At 68.5% G+C, this 22,115-nt stretch carries 19 protein-coding genes and 1 pseudogene; 19 read left to right on the top strand and 1 reads right to left on the bottom strand.

All coding sequences use genetic code 11. The features are described 5' to 3' along the window. Positions 1-284: 284 nt before the first annotated feature. Positions 285-1,916, top strand: a complete 1,632-nt coding sequence (locus tag SRAH_RS09295; RefSeq protein ID WP_171816048.1) for a diguanylate cyclase domain-containing protein — start codon at positions 285-287, stop codon at positions 1,914-1,916. Here SRAH_RS09295 and SRAH_RS09290 read toward each other — a convergent pair. Next, entirely contained in the window at positions 1,906-2,808 is a 903-nt protein-coding gene (locus tag SRAH_RS09290) for an MBL fold metallo-hydrolase (protein ID WP_439645550.1), read from the bottom strand. The two genes, SRAH_RS09295 and SRAH_RS09290, sit on opposite strands and share 11 nt — an antisense overlap. 151 nt (positions 2,809-2,959) lie before the next feature. Here SRAH_RS09290 and SRAH_RS09285 point away from each other — a divergent pair, with 151 nt between their 5' ends. The 18 genes and pseudogenes from SRAH_RS09285 to SRAH_RS13150 all read left to right on the top strand — a co-directional run. After that, positions 2,960-3,622, top strand: coding sequence for a YiaD family glycine zipper/OmpA-like lipoprotein (locus tag SRAH_RS09285; protein ID WP_029463076.1), 663 nt, complete (start codon positions 2,960-2,962; stop codon positions 3,620-3,622). Between the two features lie 21 nt (positions 3,623-3,643). Beyond that, positions 3,644-4,576: a diaminopimelate epimerase gene (gene dapF, locus SRAH_RS09280; RefSeq protein ID WP_029463075.1), complete on the top strand. Its 933-nt coding sequence runs from the start codon at positions 3,644-3,646 to the stop codon at positions 4,574-4,576. Between the two features lie 30 nt (positions 4,577-4,606). Next, positions 4,607-5,296 carry a DUF484 family protein gene (locus SRAH_RS09275; protein WP_029463074.1) on the top strand — a complete coding sequence of 230 codons (690 nt, stop codon included), beginning with the start codon at positions 4,607-4,609 and terminating at the stop codon, positions 5,294-5,296. A 119-nt stretch (positions 5,297-5,415) separates the two neighbouring features. Then, complete coding sequence (locus SRAH_RS09270; RefSeq protein ID WP_029463073.1) at positions 5,416-6,417, top strand: tyrosine recombinase XerC; 1,002 nt, start codon at positions 5,416-5,418, stop codon at positions 6,415-6,417. Between the two features lie 100 nt (positions 6,418-6,517). Further along, on the top strand, positions 6,518-7,666 hold the full coding sequence (locus tag SRAH_RS09265; RefSeq protein ID WP_029463072.1) for a CobW family GTP-binding protein: 1,149 nt from the start codon (positions 6,518-6,520) through the stop codon (positions 7,664-7,666). Positions 7,667-7,928: 262 nt separating this feature from the next. After that, on the top strand, positions 7,929-8,684 hold the full coding sequence (gene dksA / locus SRAH_RS12100; RefSeq protein ID WP_076607015.1) for an RNA polymerase-binding protein DksA: 756 nt from the start codon (positions 7,929-7,931) through the stop codon (positions 8,682-8,684). A 42-nt stretch (positions 8,685-8,726) separates the two neighbouring features. Beyond that, positions 8,727-10,460 (top strand): STAS domain-containing protein, encoded by a 1,734-nt coding sequence (locus tag SRAH_RS09255; RefSeq protein ID WP_029463070.1) that lies wholly within the window; start codon positions 8,727-8,729, stop codon positions 10,458-10,460. Between the two features lie 11 nt (positions 10,461-10,471). After that, complete coding sequence (gene hslV / locus SRAH_RS09250; RefSeq protein ID WP_029463069.1) at positions 10,472-11,038, top strand: ATP-dependent protease subunit HslV; 567 nt, start codon at positions 10,472-10,474, stop codon at positions 11,036-11,038. A 3-nt stretch (positions 11,039-11,041) separates the two neighbouring features. Beyond that, a complete protein-coding gene (gene hslU / locus SRAH_RS09245; RefSeq protein WP_029463068.1) occupies positions 11,042-12,385 on the top strand; it encodes an ATP-dependent protease ATPase subunit HslU in 1,344 nt (447 codons plus the stop codon). Positions 12,386-12,417: 32 nt separating this feature from the next. Further along, the gene (locus tag SRAH_RS09240; protein WP_082210151.1) at positions 12,418-13,302 is read left to right on the top strand and encodes a class I SAM-dependent methyltransferase; all 885 of its coding nucleotides are present in this window, start codon (positions 12,418-12,420) and stop codon (positions 13,300-13,302) included. 274 nt (positions 13,303-13,576) lie between these two features. Then, entirely contained in the window at positions 13,577-14,005 is a 429-nt protein-coding gene (gene mraZ, locus SRAH_RS09235; RefSeq protein ID WP_029463066.1) for a division/cell wall cluster transcriptional repressor MraZ, read from the top strand. Positions 14,006-14,014: 9 nt separating this feature from the next. Next, positions 14,015-14,956 (top strand): 16S rRNA (cytosine(1402)-N(4))-methyltransferase RsmH, encoded by a 942-nt coding sequence (gene rsmH, locus SRAH_RS09230; RefSeq protein WP_149028967.1) that lies wholly within the window; start codon positions 14,015-14,017, stop codon positions 14,954-14,956. Continuing rightward, positions 14,953-15,321, top strand: coding sequence for a cell division protein FtsL (gene ftsL, locus SRAH_RS09225; RefSeq protein WP_045477002.1), 369 nt, complete (start codon positions 14,953-14,955; stop codon positions 15,319-15,321). Before rsmH ends, ftsL begins: the two co-directional genes overlap by 4 nt. Continuing rightward, the gene (locus tag SRAH_RS09220) at positions 15,318-17,048 is read left to right on the top strand and encodes a peptidoglycan D,D-transpeptidase FtsI family protein (protein ID WP_029463063.1); all 1,731 of its coding nucleotides are present in this window, start codon (positions 15,318-15,320) and stop codon (positions 17,046-17,048) included. The genes ftsL and SRAH_RS09220 overlap by 4 nt, the downstream gene beginning before the upstream one ends. Then, positions 17,045-18,643 (top strand): UDP-N-acetylmuramoyl-L-alanyl-D-glutamate--2,6-diaminopimelate ligase, encoded by a 1,599-nt coding sequence (locus tag SRAH_RS09215; protein WP_029463062.1) that lies wholly within the window; start codon positions 17,045-17,047, stop codon positions 18,641-18,643. The genes SRAH_RS09220 and SRAH_RS09215 overlap by 4 nt, the downstream gene beginning before the upstream one ends. Positions 18,644-18,648: 5 nt before the next feature. Beyond that, complete coding sequence (locus SRAH_RS13055) at positions 18,649-20,337, top strand: UDP-N-acetylmuramoyl-tripeptide--D-alanyl-D-alanine ligase (protein WP_232841032.1); 1,689 nt, start codon at positions 18,649-18,651, stop codon at positions 20,335-20,337. After that, on the top strand, positions 20,327-21,505 hold the full coding sequence (mraY, locus tag SRAH_RS09205) for a phospho-N-acetylmuramoyl-pentapeptide-transferase (RefSeq protein WP_029463060.1): 1,179 nt from the start codon (positions 20,327-20,329) through the stop codon (positions 21,503-21,505). The genes SRAH_RS13055 and mraY overlap by 11 nt, the downstream gene beginning before the upstream one ends. Then, positions 21,502-22,115: pseudogene (locus SRAH_RS13150) on the top strand (hypothetical protein); the annotation flags it as partial. The gene mraY and the pseudogene SRAH_RS13150, both read left to right, overlap by 4 nt.

Raw genomic sequence — 22,115 nt, 5'->3', positions numbered from 1 at the left:
ACGGACTTGACGGTCGGCGCACAGCAAAGAACGGCTCGAATTCATGGTTAACCGCCAACTATAGCCGCCACATCCCATGCTTGGCAAGGTTTTTTTGCCCAAACCATGGGCGCCAGCAGGGCCCCGCAGCACGCCAGCCAACCCCATGGCGTGGGTTTAAAATGCACCAAAATCAGAAAAATGAAATGGGCCATCTAAAAGCGTCTTGGGTGCAGGCCAGCGGGCTGTGTGGGCCGTTAAGGTGGGGTCGGCTGTGGGCGGGACTTAACCCTCGATGGGAATTGTTGGGGTGGCTGCTGGGCGTGGTTTTGCTGGCCTTGGCCGTTGCGGCTCCGGCGACCGCTCGCGCTGCCGCAACGAGCGCCACCGCTGCGGCGGCCGATGACCGGCCCGTGCTCACCTTGGGGGTGTTTGCTTACCGGCCCAAGCCCATCATGTTGCAGCGCTTTGGCGAACTCGGTGGTTTTTTGTCAGAGCGCGTCGGCGGCCACCGCTTTGAGGTGCGCGCCTACACCGGGCCAGAGTTGCAGGCTGCCATGGAAGTCGGCGCGGTCGATTTCGTCCTCACCAATCCGGTGCATTTTCATGTGCTGCGCGAATACGGCGCGCTGTCGGGCTCTTTGGCCTCGATGGTCATGCGCGCCGGCGACCAGCCGCTGCACGGCATCGGAGGCGTGATCGTGCGCAGGGCCGACCGCACCGACATCGCCACCCTGCAGGATCTGCGCGGTCGGCGCATCGCCGTTTCGGGCTTGGACTCCTTGGGCTCCTACATGGCCCCGGCGGCCGAGCTGCAGCGCGCCGGTGTGCCGCTGCATGGGGTGCAATGGCAGGTGACTGAGCAGCCGGTCGATCGGGTGGTCGAGGCGGTGCTGGGTGGCGCCGTCGACGCGGGTTTCGTGCGCACCAGCGTGCTGGAAGACCTGCAGCACGAAGGCAAGCTGCAAGCGGGCCAGTTGGTGGTGCTGAATCCGCAAAACGTACCAGGTTTTCCGCTGCAGCTCTCGACCCGCCTGTACCCCGAGTGGCCGTTTTTGGCGGCCATCCATGTGCCGCCCGAGCTGTCGCACCGGGTGGCGGTGGCCCTCATGTCGCTGCGGCCCACCGATGCGGCGGCCCTAAGCGCCAGCGTGTACGGCTTTACGATCCCGGCCGACTATTCGTCGGTGGAGCAGACTATGCGCGAGTTGCGAGTGGCGCCTTTTGATACCGAACCGCAAACCACCTGGGCCGATGTCTGGCAGCGCTACCAGCTCTGGATCGTGGCCTTGGCCGCGGCGGTGGCGCTGGTGTTCTTGCTGGCGCTGGGCCTGGCCTTGAACACGGTGCGGCTGGTGCACATCAAGCGCGACTTGCAGGCCGACCGGGCGGCGCTGCAACGCCAGCGCGAGGAGCTGGCGCGGCTGGCGCACTTTGATGCCCTGACCGGTTTGCCCAATCGCCGCCTTTTAGAAGATCGCCTCAACTTGGCGCTGGCGCGCGCGCGCCGCAACGCCAGCCTGCTGGCGCTGTGCTACCTCGATCTGGACAACTTCAAGCCCATCAATGACCAGTTGGGCCATGCCGCAGGCGACCGCTTCTTGGTTGAAATGGCGCGGCGCTTGCAACAAGGTTTGCGCGCCGACGACACGGTGGCGCGGCTGGGCGGCGACGAGTTCGTGTTGCTGCTGACCGATCTGGCTTCGGAAGAAGAATGGCAGACTGCCCTGCGCCGCACCATGGAGCAGCTGCGCCAGCCGGTGGCCATCGATGGGCACGAGGTGGCCTCCAGCGCCAGCGTGGGCGTGGTGCTGTTTGCCGGCCGATCGAGCGAGCCGGCCGACCCCGACAGCCTGCTGCGCCAAGCCGACCAAGCCATGTACCAGGCCAAGCAGGAGGGGCGCAACCGCTACCGCGTGTTCGAGCTCAAGGCTTGAACAGCCCCAGCGCCTCGATGCGCTGCAGGTGCGCCAGCAGCGAGCGCCGCGCCACCGGCCACAGGTGTGGGGGCACGTCGGCGTAGACCACAGGCAGCCAATCGTCGGCCTGGCCGCTGGGCAGCGCCCGCATGGCCGACAGCACCCGCGCCTCGCGCTGCAAACGGTGGCGCCGCAGCCGCTCGATGGTGGGCAAGGGCTGCGCCATGGCATGGCCGTGCGCGGGCAGGATGTGCGTCACACCCGCGTGGTGACAAACCTCGGCCAACCGATCGAGCGACTCGAGGTAGTCGCTCATGTTGCCATCGGGCGGGTCGATCACCGTGGTGCTGCCATCCAGGATGTGATCGCCGCTGAACAGCAGCCCGTCGCCTTCGAGCAGCAGACACAGGTGGTTGGCGGCATGCCCGGGGGTGTGCAGGGCGCGCAAGCGCAGTGGCGCCGACTGCCCGTCGGGGTGGGGCATGTCGAGCAGCGCGCCATCGGCCATGACCTGATCGGGGTAAAAGTGGCTGTTTTCGCGCGCCGTGGCGGCGCTGGGCAGGCCCAAAATAGGTGCCGCGGTGAGGGAGGCGGGCGCGGTGGCGCTGCGATACAAGGCCTGCAGCGGCCGGGCGGCAGGCGCGTGGTCGGGGTGCGAATGGGTGCAGACGATGGCGCGAATGTGGCCACCCGCCGCCTGCCACAGCCGCTGCACGTGCCCAGCATCGGCCGGGCCGGGGTCGATCACCCAAAAGCCGCTGGCCGACGAACCAATCAGGTAGCTGTTGGTGCCGGGTCCGGTCATTAGCCCGGCGTTGGGGCAGGTCAGGCGCAGCACGTGGGGGCGCAGCGCCACCGGCTGCAGGTGTTGCCACTCGGGCGGGTCAAACAAGGGGGCGGGCGTAGTCATGAAGGGCAAGGGCGTCAAGGGGGCGCTCCCATGGGGCGGCGGGGGCGCAAAGGTGTGCAATCGTAAGGGCTGTAAATTTGGGTCTGGAATCGGCCCGGTCGGGCTGCACAAGGCCGATAATGGCATTATTGTCAACTGCAAAGGAAAAACCATGCGATTCGCCCCTTACGCCGCCTACACCGCTTTGGCTGCCGCCGTCGTCCTGACCGCCGGCTGCGCCAACATGACCGAAACCCAGCAAGGTGCCGCCCGCGGCGCTGGCATTGGTGCCATTGCCGGCACCGTCATCGGAGCCGCAGCCGATGGCCGCGACGGCGCGTTGCGCGGGGCCGTGATCGGCGCTGGCGTGGGGGCCATCGGTGGCCATATCTGGTCCACGCGCATGGAAGAGCAGCGCCGCGCCATGGAGCAAAGCACGCGCGGCACCGGGGTTGAGGTCACGCAGACGGCCGACAACCAGCTCAAGCTTCACATTCCCTCCGACGTGTCGTTTGCCGTTGGCCGGGCCGACATCCAGCCCAACTTCCGCCCCATCCTCGACACCTTTGCCCAAGGCATGGCGCGCAACCCCAACGCGCGCGTGCGCATCATCGGCCACACCGACAGCACCGGCACCGACGCCATCAACAACCCGCTCTCGCTCAACCGCGCCGCCAGCGTGCGCGACTACCTGGTCTCGCGCGGGGTGTCGATGGGCTCCATCAGCATCGACGGCCGCGGCTCGCGCGAGCCGGTGGCCAGCAACGACACCGCCGCCGGGCGCGCCCAAAACCGGCGCGTCGAGATCTTCATGGCCGAAGTCGCGCCGCGCTAAAGGCTGGCCGATAATGCGCCCATGCGCATTCCGTTTAGCAAAATGCAGGGCGCGGGCAACGACTTCGTCGTGCTCGACGAGACCCGTGGCCGCCTAGGCCTGACGCCGGCCCAGTACCGCCGCTTGGCGGATCGGCACTTTGGCGTCGGGGCCGATCAGATCCTGAGCGTGCGTCCGGCCCCGCACGCCGGCGTTGACTTTGAATACGTGATCCACAACGCCGATGGCGGCGAGGTGGAAAACTGCGGCAACGGGGCGCGCTGTTTTGCGCGCTACGTGCGCGAGCGCGGCCTGAGCCAGCGCCCCGAAGTTCGGGTCCAAACCGCCGCCGGCGTGCTGCTGCTGCAGTGGGGCAACGACGGGCAGGTGGGGGTGGACATGGGGGCGCCTGTGTTCGAGCCCGCGCGCGTGCCCTTCGATGCCACCGGCCTGCAGCCCCGGCCCTGCGGGGGCTGGCAGGTCTGGCCGCTGGCCCTGCCCGCTTTTGGGGCGCCGGCCCGGGTGAGCACTGCGGGCACTGCGGCTGCACCCGGTGGCAGCGCAGAAGCCGAGCTCTCGCTGCTCTCGATGGGCAACCCGCACGCGGTCTGGCGCGTACCCGACACCGACGCCGCGCCGGTGGCCCAGTTTGGGCCCCTGATCGAGCGCCACCCGGTTTTTCCGCGCCGGGTCAATGTGGGTTTTTTGCAGGTGCTGGGGCGCCAGCAGGCGCGGCTGCGGGTGTTTGAGCGCGGCGTGGGCGAAACGCTGGCCTGCGGCACCGGCGCTTGCGCGGCGGTGGTGGCGGGCATCCGCCACGGTTGGTTCGACGAGCGCGTCGAGGTGCAATTGCCGGGCGGTGCGCTGTCGGTGGCTTGGCCGGTGTCGCGCCATGGGCTGACGGCGCCAGTGCACCTGAGCGGCCCGGCCGAGACCGTGTTCGAGGGCGTGATCGATCTGCCTGATCTTGGCTAAGGCCTGCTTTTTTTCAAGGAAACCCCGTTTGTGAACCCGATTGCCCCCGTGACCGAAGGCGATATCGCCGAGTTCCTGCTTCAGTCGCCCGATTTTTTTGAGCGCCACGCCGAGGTGTTGGCCCATGTGCAACTGACCAGCCCGCACAGCCAGCGCGCCGTCAGCCTGCAAGAGCGCCAGGCCGAGCTGCTGCGCGAAAAAATTCGGCACCTCGAACACAAGGCGGCCGACATGATCCGCCATGGCCGCGACAACGCCCACATCGACGGCTTGCTGCAGCACTGGACGCGCCGCTTGCTGGCGGTGCCCGACGCCGCCGATTTGCCCGAGGTGTTGCAAAACGGCTTGCTGGCCGACTTTGCCTTGCCCCAGGTGGCGCTGCGCCTATGGGATTTGAGCCCGGCCCATGCCGGGGCGGCTTTTTGCCAATCGGTTTCGCCCGAGGCGCGGGCCTTGGCCGATTCGCTGCAGCAGCCCTACTGCGGCCCCAACCGGGGCTTTGAGGTGATGCAGTGGCTGGCACCGGCGCAGCCGGTGGCCTCGCTGGCGCTGCTGCCTTTGCGCCCGGCCCCCAGTGAGCCGTGCTTTGGGCTGATGCTGCTGGCCTCGGACGACCCCTTGCGCTTTCAAAATGACATGGGCACCGATTTTCTGCAGCGCATCGCCGAGCTGGCGGCGGCGGCCTTGAGCCGCCTGCGGTCGCCGACTGGCACCGCCTGAGGGCGGCGGCCATGGTGGCGCGCCAGTCCCCCCCGCGCACCGCACCCCGGGTCAAGCCACGGGCTGGGGCGCCTGCCCAAGCCAGCGGGTCGATCCCGCACAGCCCGCCGGTTCCCAACTTGGATGCGGCCGACGCCGACTGGCTGGCGCGCTACCTGCAGCACATCCGGGTTGAAAAGCGGCTGGCGCCGCGCACCCAGGCGCTGTACGCCACCCATTTGCAAGGGCTGGCGCAGCGCTGCGCCGCCGAGGGCCTGCGCTGGACCAGTGTGCGCCCGGCCCATGCGCGGCGCTGGGCAGCGCAGTTGCGGGGTGCGGGCCGGCAACCGCGCGGCATCGCGCTGGTGCTGTCGTGCTGGCGAGGATTTTTTACCTGGCTGGGGCGCCAAGGTGTGCTCAGCGCGCACCCCTTGCAAGCGGTGCGCGCGCCCAAGGCCGCCCAACCGCTGCCCAAGGCGCTGGACGTGCACGATGCGCTGCGCCTGGCCGCGCACCTGCCCCAGCCGCCAACGGCCACCCATTGCGCCCAAGTGGCCGGTGCAGCCAGTGCGCCCGTGGCGGCCACGCCCGACGACTGGCAGGCGCTGCAAACCCATTGCATGGTGGAGCTGCTCTACGGCAGCGGCTTGCGCATCAGCGAAGCGCTGGGGCTCGATGTGCGCCCGAGTGCGGCCGCGCTGGGTTGGGTCGATGCCCAAGCGGGCGAGGTGCAGGTGCTGGGCAAAGGCGGCAAGCGGCGCACGGTGCCGGTGGGCGGCCCCGCCTTGCAGGCCTTGGCACAGTGGCTGGCGGCGCGTCAGCGGGCATGGCCTGCCGCCACCGAGGCGGCCTTGTTCGTGGGCGCGCGCGGGGGCCGACTGACGCCCCAGGTGGCGCGGCGCCAGTTGCAGGCGCTGGCTGCCAGCGCGGGGCTGGCGGGGCGGGTGCATCCGCACATGCTGCGCCACAGTTTTGCCAGCCATGTGCTGCAATCCAGCGCCGATTTGCGCGCCGTGCAAGAGCTGCTCGGGCACGCCAGCATCACCAGCACCCAAATTTACACCCGGCTCGACTTCCAGCACCTGAGCCGCGCCTACGAGGCGGCGCATCCACGCGCGCGCAAATCTGGCCACGGCACCTAAGAACTGCACTACACTGGTTGGTTGATTGGCCCGTCACCCGTGGCCAGACCCCGTCCAGCCTGCCCGACCGTGCCTGCCCTTTCCTTGTTGTGAGCCGCCCATGTCCCTGATCCCCGCCACCATCCTGACCGGCTTTTTAGGCTCGGGCAAAACCACCCTGCTGCAGCGCCTGCTGACCGAGGCGCATGGCCAGAAAATCGCCGTGATCGAAAACGAATTCGGGGCCGAAAACATCGACGCCGAAATTCTGGTCTCGGGCACCTCAGAGCAGATCATCCAGATGAGCAACGGCTGCATCTGCTGCACCATCCGCGAAGACCTGCGCAGCACCCTGAGCGAACTGGCCGAGAAAAAACGCCGGGGCGAGCTTGACTTCGAGCGCGTCGTGATCGAGACCACCGGTTTGGCCGACCCGGGGCCGGTGGCGCAGACCTTTTTCATGGACGACGAAGTGGCCGAGAGCTACCTGCTCGACGCCGTGATCACGCTGGTCGATGCGGTGCACGCCGGGGCCCAGCTCGACACCCACCAGCAGGCGCGGCGCCAGGTGGGTTTTGCCGACCAGATTTTCATCAGCAAGGCCGATCTGGTCAGCCCGGCCGCGCTGGGGGCCTTGCAGCACCGGCTCAAGCACATGAACCCGCGCGCCCCGATCGAGCCGGTGCATTTCGGCCGCATGGCGCTGAGCAAGGTGTTCGATTTGCGCGGCTTCAACCTCAACGTCAAGCTCGAAATCGACCCCGATTTCCTGCTCGACGCCAGTGCCCCGCCCGAGCCACACGTACACGGCCCCAACTGCGGCCACCAGCACGTACACGGCCCCAACTGCGGCCACCAGCACGAGCACGGCCCGGACTGCGGCCATGGGCACGCGCACGAGCACGGCGGCCACCAGCACGGCCCCGACTGCAACCACGCCCACGATGCGGGACACGCCCACCACCACCATGACGACGACGTCAAAAGCTTCGTCTACCGGGCGCTGCGGCCTTTCGATCCGGCGCGGCTCGAGGACTTTTTGGGCGCCATCGTGCAGGTCTACGGGCCCAATATGCTGCGCTACAAGGGTGTGCTGCACATGCAGGGCACCCAGCGCAAGGTGATTTTCCAAGGGGTGCACCAGCTCATGGGTTCCGATTTGGGTCCCGAATGGAAGCCGGACGAGCTGCGCCAGAGCAAAATGGTGTTCATCGGCATCGATTTGCCGCGCGACATTCTGGTCCAAGGGCTGGAGCAGTCGCTGGTTTGAGTGAACGCGTCAACCGCACGGGAGCGCCACCATGAATCCGAGCAAGCCTTACACCAATTGGCCTTATGCCACCGAGCGTGCAGGGCCCGCCCCGACGGCCCAGGCCGGCCCCGACGCCGACGCCGACGCCGACTTGGGTCAAGCCGTACAATCGGGCCCTTTTGTTTCTTGTGAGCACGCGCCGGCGGTCCCGCCAGCGCGCGCGGCCAAGGAGCGAGGACGCGCCCCGGCCGCATCTGCGGCCCCAGAGAGGAAACCTGTAGTGAAAGAATCCGCCCCAACTGCAGAGGCAGTGGACGCCGCTGCCGCTGCGCCTGCCAAGCGCCCAGTCAAATCCGGCTCCAAGGCCAGCGCCAAGCCCGATTCCCAGGCCGCACCCGATGAGGTGCTCAAGGTCGGCAGCGAAGTGCGGCTGCCGTCGGTCAACAAGCGCGCCACCCAGGCCGCCATGCAGGCCCAGATGAGCCAAGCCGTAGAGCCCTCGCACGACCCGGGGGCAGCCAAGGCGGTGTTCAGCCCCAGCCCCGAGCGGGTGCTGGTGGCCATCACGCCCATGAGCCCGAAAAAGAACCCCAAGCTGAGCAGCAACTGGAAAACCGTGCCGCTCGATCAGCTTTCAGACGCCGACGTGCTGGCCATGCCCGACGCCGAGTACATGAACGAGGTGCAGCTGGCCTTCTTTAGGCGCAAGTTGCAGCAGCTCAAGCGCGACATTCTGGTCAACGCCGGCGAGACCACCGAGCACCTGCGCGAAGACACCTCGGTGGTGCCCGATCCGGCCGACCGCGCCACCATCGAAGAAGAGCACGCGCTGGAGTTGCGCACGCGCGACCGCGAGCGCAAATTGTTGAAGAAAATTGAGCAATCGATCGCCCGCATCGATTCCGGCGACTATGGCTACTGCGACGAAACCGGCGAGCCGATCGGGGTCGGCCGGCTGCTCGCGCGTCCCACGGCCAGCTTGTCGATCGAGGCGCAACAACGCCGCGAGCTCAAGCAAAAATTGTTTGGCGACTAAAGGCGGCTGAGCAGGCATGCCGGGTGTAGCAACAAGGCCACGATGAGCCAAAATGCCCCGCCCCCGCGCAGTTGGCTGGAACGTCTCGGCGGCGCTTGGGCGCGTCCGTCGGCGGCGCCCGGTGCGCCGCCCGAGGTGGCTGGGGTGCCCGGTCCCGATGCCGAGCGCCTATCCCTCAAGGAGGCCGTCGCGCGCAAACGCCGCAACGACCGGGTGCGCAACAACGAGCTCAACCACTTGCGCGAGCTCATGCGCGCACGCTGGTTGAAGCAAGAGCAAGACGGCTCGCCCGCCCCGAGTTCGGGCTTGAGCGGCCTGTCGACGCTGTCGTCCACCATGAAGCTCGATGCGGGGCCTGGCACCGCCAGAAACCGCACCATGAGCGAAATCGCTCGCATCGAGTCGCAAATGGCGCAGCATTGGCTGGAGCGCGGCCAAGCGACAGCGGCGCGCGGGACGCGCATTGCGGGCGCCCGCTTGGCCCAGGCCATAGACCGCGACTTGAGCCAGTCCCAGCATTTGCGCGCCCGCTCCAAGCCCGCCCCAGCGCTGCCGATCGATGTCGTGGCCGAAGAGGCCCAGTCCACCACGCAAGGTTTGTCGGGCGCCTTGACCGACCCGGTGCTGGCCCAAGCGGCCCAGGCCTTTGCCCAGGGGCAAGACGATGCGGTGGAGCGCGCTTTGCGCGACCGGATGGTGCAAGCCCCGCAGTCGCTGTCGGCGCGGGTGGCGGCCATGGCCTTGCTCGATTTCTTTCATGCGCGCGGGGAATTCGAGGCGTTTGATGAGTTTGCCGCCGAGTTTGCCGAACGCTTCAGCACGCCGGTGCCGCGTTGGCCCAGCGAGTCGGCGGCCAGCCTAGGCGCTTCCGAGCAGCCGCGGGCGGCCCATGCCTTGCCCGATGTCTGGGTCTGCCCCTTGTTCCTCGATGGCCAGGCCGTGGCCACGCTGGAGCAGGCCTTGGCGGGCCCCCATTCGGTCAAATGGCTGGACTGGACCGGCCTGTTGTCGGCCGATTTGCCCGCGGCCGAGGCCTTGCTGGTGCTGGTGCAGGGTTTGAGGCAGCGTGCGCTGGAGCTGCATTTCGTCGGGGCGGCGGTGTTGCGCCGGCGCCTCAAGGCCAGCACGCCCTCGGGCCGCAGCGAAAACGATGCGGTCTGGTGGCATTTGCGGCTGGCCTTGCTGTGCCTGATGCGCCGGCGCGACGAGTTCGACCTGGCCGCCTTGGACTACTGCGTCACCTATGGCGTGCTGCCCCCGGAGTGGGAGCAACCCCTGTGCGGCTACGTGCCGGCCGACAGCCTGCCCGATGCGGCGGCGTCAGCGACGGCCGCTTTGGGGCGCGCCAGCGCCCCGACCCCCAACGCGCCCACTGCAGCCGCAGCCGATGCGCTGGCATGGCCGGGCCTGCCGGTGCCGGCGGGTGCGCCAACGGGCTTGGACCACACGCGGCTGGCCGATTGGCCAGCGGCCTTGACCGTGATGGAGCAGGCGGCGCCCGCGCTCACGGGCAGCTTAGGCGCCGGCCATGCCCAAGTCTGGAATGCGCTCGACCAAGCCCTGGCGCAGCACCCCCCGGGCGCGCCTTTTGTCCTCGACTGCCGGGGGCTGTTGCGGGTTGATCTGCCCGCTGCCAGCGCGCTCATGCAATGCCTGCTCACCGCCCGCCAGCGTGGCGTGGAGGTGGAGCTGCACGGCCTGTCGCGGTTGCTGGCCGCCTACTTTCACACCGTGGGCCTGGAAGAGATCGCCACCCTGCGCCTGCGGCAATACTGAACGCGTTTCCAATGAACCCACATCCCCACGACCCCGCTCTGCTCTACGGCACCACCATCGTCTGCGTGCGCCGCGTCACCCCGGCTGGGGTGCAAGTCGCCATCGGCGGCGACGGCCAGGTCACGCTTGGCCACATCGTTGTCAAGGGCACGGCGCGCAAGGTGCGCAAGCTCTACCGCGAGCAGGTGCTGGCCGGTTTTGCCGGCGCCACCGCCGACGCCTTCACCCTGTTTGAGCGCTTCGAGGCCAAGCTGGAAAAGCACCAGGGCCATTTGCAGCGCGCCGCCATCGAGCTCACGCGCGACTGGCGCACCGACCGCGTGCTGCGCCGCCTCGAAGCCATGCTGGCCGTGGCCGACCGCAGCGCCAGCCTGATCATCACCGGCAATGGCGACGTGCTCGAGCCCGAGCACGGCATCGTGGCCATCGGCTCCGGCGGGGCCTATGCGCTCTCGGCGGCGCGGGCGCTGCTGGCGCACACCGAGCTGGGCGCGGAAGCGATCGTGCGCGAGTCGCTGCAGGTGGCGGGCGAGCTGTGCATCTACACCAACCTGAACCACACCGTCGAGGTGCTCTAAGCCATGTCCTTTGCCATGACCCCGCAGGAGATCGTCTCCGAGCTCGACGCCCACATCATCGGCCAGAAAGCCGCCAAGCGCGCCGTGGCGATTGCGCTGCGCAACCGCTGGCGCCGCCAGCAGGTCGAGCCCAAGCTGCGGCCCGAGATCACGCCCAAAAACATCCTCATGATCGGCCCCACCGGCGTGGGCAAGACCGAAATCGCACGCCGCCTGGCGCGGCTGGCCGGGGCGCCCTTCATCAAGGTCGAAGCCACCAAGTTCACCGAAGTCGGCTACGTGGGCAAAGACGTGGACAGCATTGTGCGCGACCTGGTGGACATCGCCGTCAAGCAAGCGCGCGAGCAGGCTGCGCTCAAGGTGCGCGCCCGCGCCGAAGACGCCGCCGAGGAGCGCCTGCTCGATGCGCTGCTGCCCGCGCCCCGGCACGAGGGGCCGCTGGGGGCCGAACCCGAGCGCGAGCGCGACAACGCCACGCGCCAGGTGTTTCGCAAAAAGCTGCGCGAAGGCTCGCTCGACGAGCGCGAAATCGAAATCGAACTCGCCGCCACACAGCCGCAGCTCGAAGTCATGACGCCGCCGGGCATGGAGGAAATGGCCGAGCAGTTGCGCGGCATGTTCTCGCAGATCGGCAGCCACAAACGCAAAACGCGCAAGCTCAAAATCGCCGAAGCGCGCCGTCTGCTGATCGACGAAGAAGCAGGCCGGCTGCTCAACGAAGAAGAAATCAAGCTGCAAGCGATCCAGAGCGCCGAGCAAAACGGCATCGTTTTCATCGATGAGATCGACAAAGTCACCAGCCGCAGCGACGGGCAATCGAGCGCCGAAGTCTCGCGCCAGGGCGTGCAGCGCGACCTGCTGCCGCTGGTCGAGGGCTGCACCGTGTCCACCAAATACGGCCCGGTCAAGACCGACCACATCCTGTTCATCGCCAGCGGCGCCTTTCACCTGAGCAAGCCCAGCGACCTGATCCCCGAGCTGCAAGGGCGGCTGCCGATCCGGGTCGAGCTGCAATCGCTCACCGTGGCCGACTTCGAGGCCATTCTCACCCAAACCCACGCCAGCCTGGTGCGCCAGTACCAGGCCCTGCTGGCCACCGAGGGCGTGACGCTGGTGTTTAACGCGGCCGCCATCACGCGGCTGGCGCAGATTGCCTACGAGGTCAACGAGCGCACCGAAAACATCGGCGCGCGCCGCTTGGCCACCGTGATGGAGCACCTGCTCGACGAAGTCAGCTTCGACGCCGCGCGCCTAAGCGGCACCGAAGTCACGGTCGATGCCGCCATGGTCGATGCGCGGCTGGCGGCGCTGAGCCGCAACGAGGATTTGTCGCGCTATATTTTGTAGCGCAGAGCGGTGCTTGGGCGTACCATTGCACCATGGAGACATCCCTGAGAAGCTGCGGCCGCAGCCACTGTCCGCCCGGTGCGGTGCCGCCGGGTTGCACGGTGCGCCTGACGCAGTTGCAGGCGGTGCGCTCGACCTTGCTGATCCCGCTGGTGGCGCGCGCCTACGGCGCCCGCTGCTACCCGTGGCTGGATTGCCACGACGCCGACGCGGCGCACCTGCTGGGCTGCCTGCAAACCGAGGTGGCGCCGCTGCTGCAAGACCGGCTGGTGATGCTCAATGTGCTCTGGCGCACTCTGGTGCTTAAAGCGTGGGGGCAGGCGTTTTTTGCCCGCCACCCGCACGCGGCTGGCGTCAGCTTGGGTTGCGGGCTGTCCAACCCCTTTCAGTGGCTGGACAACGGCCGCAACCGCTGGCTCGATGCCGATCTGCCCGAGGTACTGGCCTTGCGCGAGCAGTTGCTGCCGGAACAGGGCGGGCGCCGCCACAACGCCAGCATCGACATGGCCCGCGACGGCTGGTGGGATGCGCTGGAACTTGACCGCTTGGCCGCCGGTGGCCCACTGTGGCTGCTCTGCGAAGGCGTGCTGATGTACCTGCCGCCCGAGCGCGTGCGGGCGCTGTTGGCCGAGTTTGCCGAGCGCGCCGCGCCCGGTTCGGTGCTGGTGCTCGACGCCATCTCGCATCGGGGCATCGGGCAGGCGCGCCACAGCCCCAGCGTGGGGCCGAGCGGGGCCGAGTTCCGCTGGGGCTTGCAGCACAGCGACGAACTGCTGCAAGCGCACCCGCGTTTGCGCCTGTGGTGCCCCGCGCGCAGCGTCGCCGAGTGCTACGGGGTGTTCGGCTGGGCCGCCGAGGCTTGGAGCCTGCCTTGGAGCGGCGCGCCGCTGTATTCGATGCACGCGCTGCGCGTGTGATTCTGCGCTCGCAACCCGCTCGGGTGCCGCGCCGGCGTGGTCGCTTGCCTGGAGCAGCCGGGCTGCCAAAAAGCTTCATAAACAACTTTTGATGTGGCTTGTAAGCCTTTCATTAGGCTTGACTTTTGCTTTAAAGTTGGCTTGCAATCAGGCCCTAACGGCTTGATTTCATTTGAAAAAAGTGTAACGCGGACTAGGCGCGGCTGGGATTTGGTGCTACAGTGGTGAAAAGTGTGTTTTTGTGGTGATTAGTGGGTCAAAAGGCCATTCCGCTGTGTTCCAAGGTGCATCCTCTCTCAGTCTCGACGCCAAGGGTCGCTTGGCCGTGCCAACGCGCCATCGCGATGTGCTGAGCGCGTGCGCCGCCGGGCAGCTCACCATCACCAAGCACCCACACGGCTGCCTGATGGTGTTTCCGCGCCCGCAGTGGGAGCAGTTTCGCGAGCGCATCGCCGCGCTGCCCATGTCGGCGCAGTGGTGGAAGCGCATCTTCTTGGGCAACGCCATGGACTGCGAGCTCGACAGCGCCGGACGGGTGCTGATCGCGCCCGAGCTGCGTGCCGCCGCTGGCCTGAACAAAGAGGCGGTGCTGCTGGGCATGGGCAACCACTTCGAGCTCTGGGACGCGCAAGCCTACGCGGCCCAAGAGGCGCAGGCGATGCAGGGCGAGCTGCCCGAGGCCCTGAAGGACTTTTCTTTTTAGGGGCCGCCGGTGCAACAGCCCCTAGCCCATTGCACCGTCATGTTGAACGAAGCAGTCGATGCGCTGCACGTGCAAGCAGACGGGCGCTACATCGACGCCACCTTTGGCCGCGGCGGCCATGCGCGGGCGATTCTGGCGCGCCTGTCGGCCGCCGGACGCCTGACGGTGTTCGACAAAGACCCGCAGGCGATCGAGGTGGCGCGGCAACTGGCGGCCAGCGATGCCCGGCTGCACGCGGTGCGCCACCAGGGCTTTGCCGCACTGGCGGAGCTGCCCGAGGCCAGCGCCGACGGCATCTTGATGGATTTGGGGGTGAGCTCACCCCAACTCGAGGACCCCACCCGGGGTTTTTCCTTCCGCCACGACGGCCCGCTCGATATGCGCATGGACCCGACCCGGGGCCAGAGCGCAGCCGAGTGGCTGGCCGCGGCAGATATTGCAGAAATTGCGGAGGTGATACGTGAATACGGCGAAGAACGGTTTGCTCAATCGATTGCAAAGGCGCTTGATCGTCGCCGACAGGAACGGGGCCCTATTGGAACCACCGCCGAGCTGGCCCAAATCGTGGCTGGCGCGGTCAAAACCCGCCAGCCGGGCAAGGACCCTGCAACGCGCACATTTCAGGCTATTCGGATTTTCATCAACGCCGAGCTTGAGGAGCTGCAACACGCGCTAAACGCCGCGCTGCGCGTGCTCAAGCCCGGCGGCTGGCTGGTGGTGATCAGCTTTCACTCACTGGAAGACCGGCTGGTCAAGCAGTTCATGGCGCAGCACGCCAAAGACGCCTACGACCGCCGCAACCCGCTGGCCGCACCCAAGGCGCTGGCGCTGGCGCAGGTGGAGCGGGTCTTGCCCAGTGCGGCCGAGGTGGCGGCCAACCCGCGCGCGCGCAGCGCGGTGCTGCGCCTGGCCCAGCGCACCGCGGTGCAGCCACCGGAGCAGCGGCCATGACGCGGCTTAATCTGGTGTTGCTGCTGGTGCTGTTGGCCAGCGCCCTGAGCCTGGTGCACCAGCAGTACGAGGCACGGCGCCTGTTCGTGGCGCTGGAGCGCGCCAACGCAGCGGCCGACCGCCTGGCCTCCGATCACGAGCAGTTGCAGGTGCAAAAGCGCACCCTGGCGGCCCCGGCGCGGGTGCAGCAGCTGGCCAGTGAGCGCTTGCAGATGCGCCCGATCCACCCCGGTATCACCGAGGTGCTGGCCCTGCCCGGCGGCTCGGCGGGCGCCGGAGCGGCCGGGTCGGTGCAGCGCCTGCAAGGGCCAGTTGCCACCCCCACCGCCCCCACCCCCTTGGCCAGCCCGGAGCCACGGCCATGAAGCGCGCCATTGCCTACGGCTCCAGCCCGCTGCTCACCAGCGCCACCCCGGTCTGGCGCAGCCGCCTGATCGTGGCCGGTTTTGCGCTCGTCTTTGCGGCCTTGGGCGCGCGCGCCGCCTATGTGCAGGTGTTGGGCAACGAGTTTTTTCAGCAGCAAGGCGAGATCCGCTTTGAGCGCACGCTGGAGCTGCCGCCGAACCGGGGCCGGGTGCTGGACCGCAACGGCCTGATCCTGGCCACCAGCGTGGTGGCGCAGAGCGTGTGGGCCATCCCCGAAAACATAGACCGCCAGCACCCCAAAATGCCCGAGCTGGCGCGGCTGCTGGATTTGCCACCGGCCGAGTTGCAGCGCCGGCTGGATCGGCACCCGACCTTCGTCTGGCTGCGCCGCCAGCTCGACGAAACCGTGGCGGCGCAGGTGCGCGCGCTCGGCATCGAGGGCATCCACTTTCGCAAAGAGTACCGGCGCCAGTACCCCGAAGGCGAGGCGCTGGCGCACGTGGTGGGCTTTACCAACGTCGAAGACGTGGGCCAGGAGGGCGTGGAGCTGGCCTTCAACGCCCAGTTGTCGGGGCAGCCGGGTTCGCGCCGGGTGCTGCGCGACCGCTTTGGGCGCGTGGTCGAAGACGTGCGCGAAGTCATCCCGCCGGTCGATGGGCGCGACGTGCAGCTCTCGATCGACAGCCGCATCCAGTTCTTCGCCTTCCAGCGCCTGCGCGAGGCGGTGCAGCAGCACCAGGCGCGCGGTGGCAGCATCGTGGTGCTCGATGCCCGCACGGGCGAGATTTTGGCGCTCGCCAACTACCCCAGCTTCAACCCGAACCAGCGCCGCAACCTGAGCGGCGAGCAGGTGCGCAACCGCGCCCTGACCGACGCCTTCGAGCCCGGCTCGACCGTCAAGCCCATCATGGCCGCGCTGGCGCTGGAGCGCGGGCTGGCGCGCCCCGACACCCTGATCGACACCGGCGACGGGCGCCTGACCATGGGCCGCTTCACCATCCGCGACATCCGCGGCCTGGGCGTGGTCACGCTCAACGAGGCCATGAAGGCCTCCAGCAACGTGGCCATGGTCAAGCTGGCGCAGCAGATGCAGCCGCGCGAAATGTGGGAGGCCTACACGCGCATGGGCTTTGGGCAGCGGCCGCAACTGCCCTTTCCCGGCGCCGTGAGCGGGCGCTTGCGCCCCTACGAGAACTGGCGCCCGATCGAGCAGGCCACCATGAGCTACGGCTACGGCTTGTCCACCTCGCTGTTCCAGCTCGCGCAGGCCTACACCGTGTTTGCCAGCGACGGCAAGCTGCTGCCCGTGACCTTGCTCAAAACCAGTCAGGCGGCCCAAGGGGTGCCGGTGCTCGGCCCCCAGCACGCGCAGGCGGTGCGCCACATGCTGGCCCTCAGCGCCGGGCCGGGTGGCACCGCGCAGCGTGCGCAGACGGTGGGCTTTTCGGTCGGGGGCAAGACCGGTACCTCGCGGGTGCAAGAAGGCGCAGGCTACGCCGAAAACCGGCACCGCAGCTTCTTTGTTGGGCTGGCCCCGGCCGAGCAGCCGCGCGTGGTGGTGGCGGTGATGATCGACGAGCCGACCGAGGGCGGGTTTTTTGGTGGCGTGGTGGCTGCCCCCGTGTTTTCGGCCACCGTGCAGCAGACCTTGCGGGTGCTCGGGGTGGCGCCCGACGTGGACGTGCGGCCGCACATCGTGGCCGATTTGGTGCAGGAGCCGGGATGATTCAGATTTTTGATTTGGCACTAGAGGCGGTGGCTTGGCTACAAGCCAAGGGTGCCCGGCGCTTGGTGAGCGACAGCCGCCAGATACAAGCCGGCGATGCCTTCGTCGCTTGGCCCGGCAGCGGCCACGACGGGCGCCAGTTCGTGGCGGCGGCGCTGCAAGCCGGGGCCGTGGCCTGCCTGGTCGAAGCCGAGCGGGTGCAGGACTGGGGTTTCGACGATGCCCGGGTGGCGGCGCTGGCGCAACTCAAGGCGGCGGCGGGCGAGGTGGCGCACCGCTTTTGCGGCGCGCCCAGCGCGGCGCTGCGCGTGGTGGCCATCACTGGCACCAACGGCAAGACCTCCAGCGCCTGGTGGTGCAGCCAGTGGTTGCAGGCGCTGGGCGAGCCCACGGCGTTGATCGGCACCCTGGGCACCGGGGCTGCGGGCGGAGCCTTGCAAAGCACCGGCTTTACCACCCCCGACCCGATGACGCTGCAAACCCTGCTGCGCCGCTACGCCGACCAGGGGCTGCAAACGGTGGTGATGGAGGCTTCCTCGATCGGCATCGACGAAGGGCGCCTCAACGCCACGCGCCTGCAGACGGCGGTGTTCACCAACCTAAGCCAAGACCATCTGGACTACCACGGCACCATGCAGGCCTACTGGGCCGCCAAGCGCGCCCTGTTCGACTGGCCTAATCTGCAGGCAGCGGTGGTCAATATCGACGACGCCCACGGGCGCGAACTGGCGGCCGATCTGGCGCTGCGCCCCGGCCTCGATCTGTGGACGGTCTCGACCGAGCCCGAAGCGCAACGGCCGGCGCGGCTGCGCCTGCTGGAGCGCCGCTGGAGCGCCACCGGCATCGACTTCGTGGTGCAGGAGGCGCTGCCAGGGCAGGCAGAGCAACTGGGGCAGATTGGGCAAGCCGGCGAGCGCATCAGCCTCTCGCTCGACGTGGTGGGCGACTACAACCTAAGCAACCTGCTGTGCGCGCTGGCGGTGCTGCGCATTGGCGGCCACAGCTTGGCGGCGGCGGCGCAAGCCAGCGCCGCGCTCACGCCGGTGCCGGGCCGCATGCAGGCCGCCTGGACCGACGGCCCAGCCAGCTTGCCCTTGCTGCTGGTGGACTACGCCCACACCCCCGACGCGGTAGAAAAAGCGCTGCAAGCCTTGCAGCCGCTGGCCGAGCACCGGGGCGGGCGCCTGTGGTGCGTGCTGGGCTGCGGTGGCGAGCGCGACCGCAGCAAGCGACCGCTCATGGCTGCGGCGGCCGAGCGCGAAGCGGCGCGGCTGGTGCTCACCAGCGACAACCCGCGCAGCGAAGACCCGCTGCAAATCCTGCTCGAAATGCAGGCCGGCTTAAGCGAGCCGGTGCGCGCCATCGTCGAGCCCGAGCGCGCCGAGGCGATCCAAGAGGCGGTCGATATGGCCGATGCGCGCGACATCATCTTGCTGGCCGGCAAGGGCCACGAGGACTACCAAGAAATCGCTGGCGTGCGCCACCCCTTTTCCGACGTGGTGCAAGGCCGGCTGGCGCTGCAACGGCGCTGGCAGGCCGAGCAAGGCGGCGCAACCAGGGTCGAGCCGGGCCCGCCCCAGGGGAGCCCAGCGTGAACGAGCTGCTGCAACTGCTGCCGCTGCTGGCAGGTGCCCGGCCCATCGGCCGCATCACCGCGCCAGTGCTGCGCGTACACACCGACACCCGCACCCTGCGCCCGGGCGATTTGTTCGTGGCGCTGCGCGGCGAGCGTTTCGACGGCAACGACTGGCTGGCGCAGGCGCGCGCCGCCGGGGCCGTGGGGGCCGTGGCCGAGCGCGGGCTGGCCGAAGCCGGGCTGGCTGGCGTCGAAGTGCCCGATGCCCGCGCCGCTCTGGGCGAACTGGCGCAGCGCTGGCGCGCGCGCTTCGAGTTGCCGCTGATCGCCGTCACCGGCAGCAACGGCAAGACCACCGTCACGCAACTCATCGCCGCCATGCTGCGCGCCGCAGTGGGCGAAGCGGCGCTGGCCACCGAGGGCAATTTCAACAACGACATCGGGGTCCCGCTCACGCTGCTGCGCCTGCGCCCCACGCACCGGTTGGCGGTGCTGGAACTGGGCATGAACCACCCCGGCGAGATCGCCGCCCTGGCCGCGCTGGTCCAGCCCACGGTGGCGCTGGTCAACAACGCCCAGCGCGAACACCAAGAGTTCATGCCCGGCGTGGAGGCCGTGGCGCACGAAAACGGCAGCGTGCTCGCAGCCCTGCCGCCCAACGGCGTGGCGGTGTTCCCCGCCGACGACACCTACAGCGCCCTGTGGCAACAGATCGCCGGCCCGCGCCGGGTGCTGCGCTTCTCCGTGGGTGCAACGCCCGAAGCAACGGAGGCAGAGGCAGAGGCGGCGGCAGCAGAGGCGGAGGCGGCGCGGGTGGGGGTGGGCCGGGGTGAGGAATCGGAGCCTGCGACTGACGAACCCCGGCCCACCCCCACCCGCGCCGCCGGGTCTGAGCAGGGCCGGGGTGAGGAATCGGAACGTGTGACTGACGAACCCCGGCCCACCCCCACCCGCGCCGCCGGGGCACCCCCGGGAAGCGAAAACACCACCCTCCACGCCCAAGTGCAGTGGGTCGATGGTGCCTGGGCGCTGCACCTGCACACCCCCGCCGGGCCGCTGCACGCGCGCCTGCGGCTGGCTGGCCGGCACAACCTGTACAACGCGCTGGCTGCCAGCGCCTGCGCCATCGCCGCCGGGGTGCCACTGGCAGCCATCCAAGCCGGGCTCGAAGGCTTCGAGCCCGTGGCCGGACGCTCGCGCACCCTCAGCCTGCAACGGGGCGCGCAGACCCAGACCCTGATCGACGACAGCTACAACGCCAACCCCGACTCAGTGCGCGCCGCCATCGACTGGCTGGCCGAACTGCCCGGCCCGCGCCTGCTGCTGCTGGGCGACATGGGCGAAGTCGGGGCGCAGGCGCTGGCCTTCCACGACGAAGTATTGCGCCACGCTCTGGCGCGCGGCATCGAGCAAATTTGCGTCACCGGCGACTGGATGCAGCGCGCCGCCGCTGCCCTGCAGGCCCAAAGTCCCACAGCCCACGGCCGCCTGCACGCCTACCCCGATAGGGATGCCCTGCAACACGCCGCGCTATCCGCCGCCGAGCAGGCCGCCAGCGTGCTGGTCAAAGGCTCGCGCTTCATGCGCATGGAGCGGCTGGTGCAGGCGCTGCAGGCCGCCACCAGCCCAGCGTCAGCACAGTCACAGGCGCAAGCCCAGCCACAGGCACCCGCTCACACACCCACCACGGAGGGCACGCCCCATGTTGCCTAGTCTGGCTTTGTGGTTGCAGGGCCTCAGCCCCGACCTCGATTTTTTGCGCGTGTTCCAGTTCCAGACCTTTCGCGCCGTCATGGCCGCCATCACCGCCATGCTGGTCGGGCTCGGGGTCGGGCCGCTGTTCATCCGCCGCCTGACCGAGCTCAAAATCGGCCAGCCCATCCGTGGCTACGGCATGCAAAGCCATTTGAGCAAAAGCGGCACCCCCACCATGGGCGGCGTGCTGATTTTGTTTGCCATCACCGTCTCGACCCTGCTCTGGTTCGACCCGAGCAACCGCTTCGTCTGGATCGTGCTGGGCGTTACGCTCGGGTTTGGCGCCATCGGCTGGATCGACGACTGGCGCAAAGTGGTGCACAAAGACCCGGAGGGTATGCGCGCGCGCACCAAGTATTTCTGGCAGTCGGTGATCGGGCTGGTGGCGGCCTTCTACCTCGTGTTTGCCATCTCCGAGGGCAGCAACCAGCGCGTATTCGAGCTGTTCGTGGGCTGGGTGGCTTCGGGCTTCACCATCGATCTGCCGCAGCAGGCCGGGCTAATGGTGCCCTTTTTCAAAGAGGTGAGCTACCCGCTCGGGGTGGCCGGTTTCGTGCTGCTCACCTACTTGGTGATTGTCGGGGCCAGCAACGCCGTCAACCTCACCGACGGGCTCGACGGGCTGGCCATCATGCCGGTGGTGATGGTCGGCGGCGTGCTGGGCATCTTCGCCTACGTCACCGGCAACGCCGTGTTTGCCGACTACTTGCTGCTGCCACACATCCCGGGCACCGGCGAGGTGCTGATCTTCTGCGCCGCCATGGGCGGGGCCGGGCTGGCTTTTCTGTGGTTCAACGCCTACCCGGCGCAGGTGTTCATGGGCGACGTGGGCGCGCTGGCGCTCGGGGCGGCGCTGGGCACCGTCGCCGTGATCGTGCGCCAAGAGATCGTGCTGGCCGTGATCGGCGGCGTGTTCGTGGCCTCGGCGCTGTCGGTGATGCTGCAAGTGAGCTGGTTCAAGTTCACCAAATGGCGCTACGGCCAGGGCCGGCGCCTGTTCAAGATGGCGCCGCTGCACCACCACTTTGAGAAATCGGGCTGGCGCGAAACCCAGGTGGTGACGCGCTTTTGGATCATCACCATGCTGCTGTGCCTGATCGGCCTCTCGACCCTGAAGCTGCGATGAACACCCGGCCGCCACCCCAAGCCCCCGCTGTGCTCGACCCCAGCGTGGCCGCTGCGCTGCCCAACGCCAGCCAGCCGGACTGGCTGCGCTTGGCGCTGGCTCCGGCGGCACAGGCGCTGCATGGGCGGCCGGTGCTGGTGCTGGGCCTGGGCGCGTCCGGGCTGGCGCTGGCGCGCTGGTGCGCGCTGGCCGGGGCGCAGGTCACGGTGGCCGACACCCGTGCCAGCGCGCCCCAGGCCGCCGTGCTGGCCGCCGAAGCGCCACAAACCACCGTGCGCATGCATACCCGCTTCGACGCCGCCCTGTTTGCCACTGCAAACTGGGCGCTGGTGTGCCGCAGCCCCGGCATATTGCCCAGCGACATGGCCGGGTTGGCCGCCGCCGCGCAGCAAGCGGGCGTGCCCATCGTGGGCGAGCTGGGTTTGTTCGCTCAGGCGCTGGAAGCGCTGGGTGGGGCGGCTGCGCTGCCCGCGCTGGATGGGGCTTTGGACTTGACTGGGGCATGGGATGGGTCTTTGGATGGGACGGCTGCGGCGACGGGGGCCGGGCTGGGCCGGGGTTCGTCAGTCACACGTTCCGATTCCTCACCCCGGCCCAGCCCGGCCCCCGC

The organism is Serpentinimonas barnesii (assembly GCF_000696225.1).
Taxonomy (GTDB): domain Bacteria; phylum Pseudomonadota; class Gammaproteobacteria; order Burkholderiales; family Burkholderiaceae_C; genus Serpentinimonas; species Serpentinimonas barnesii.
This window is presented reverse-complemented; position numbering and strand designations above follow the sequence as displayed.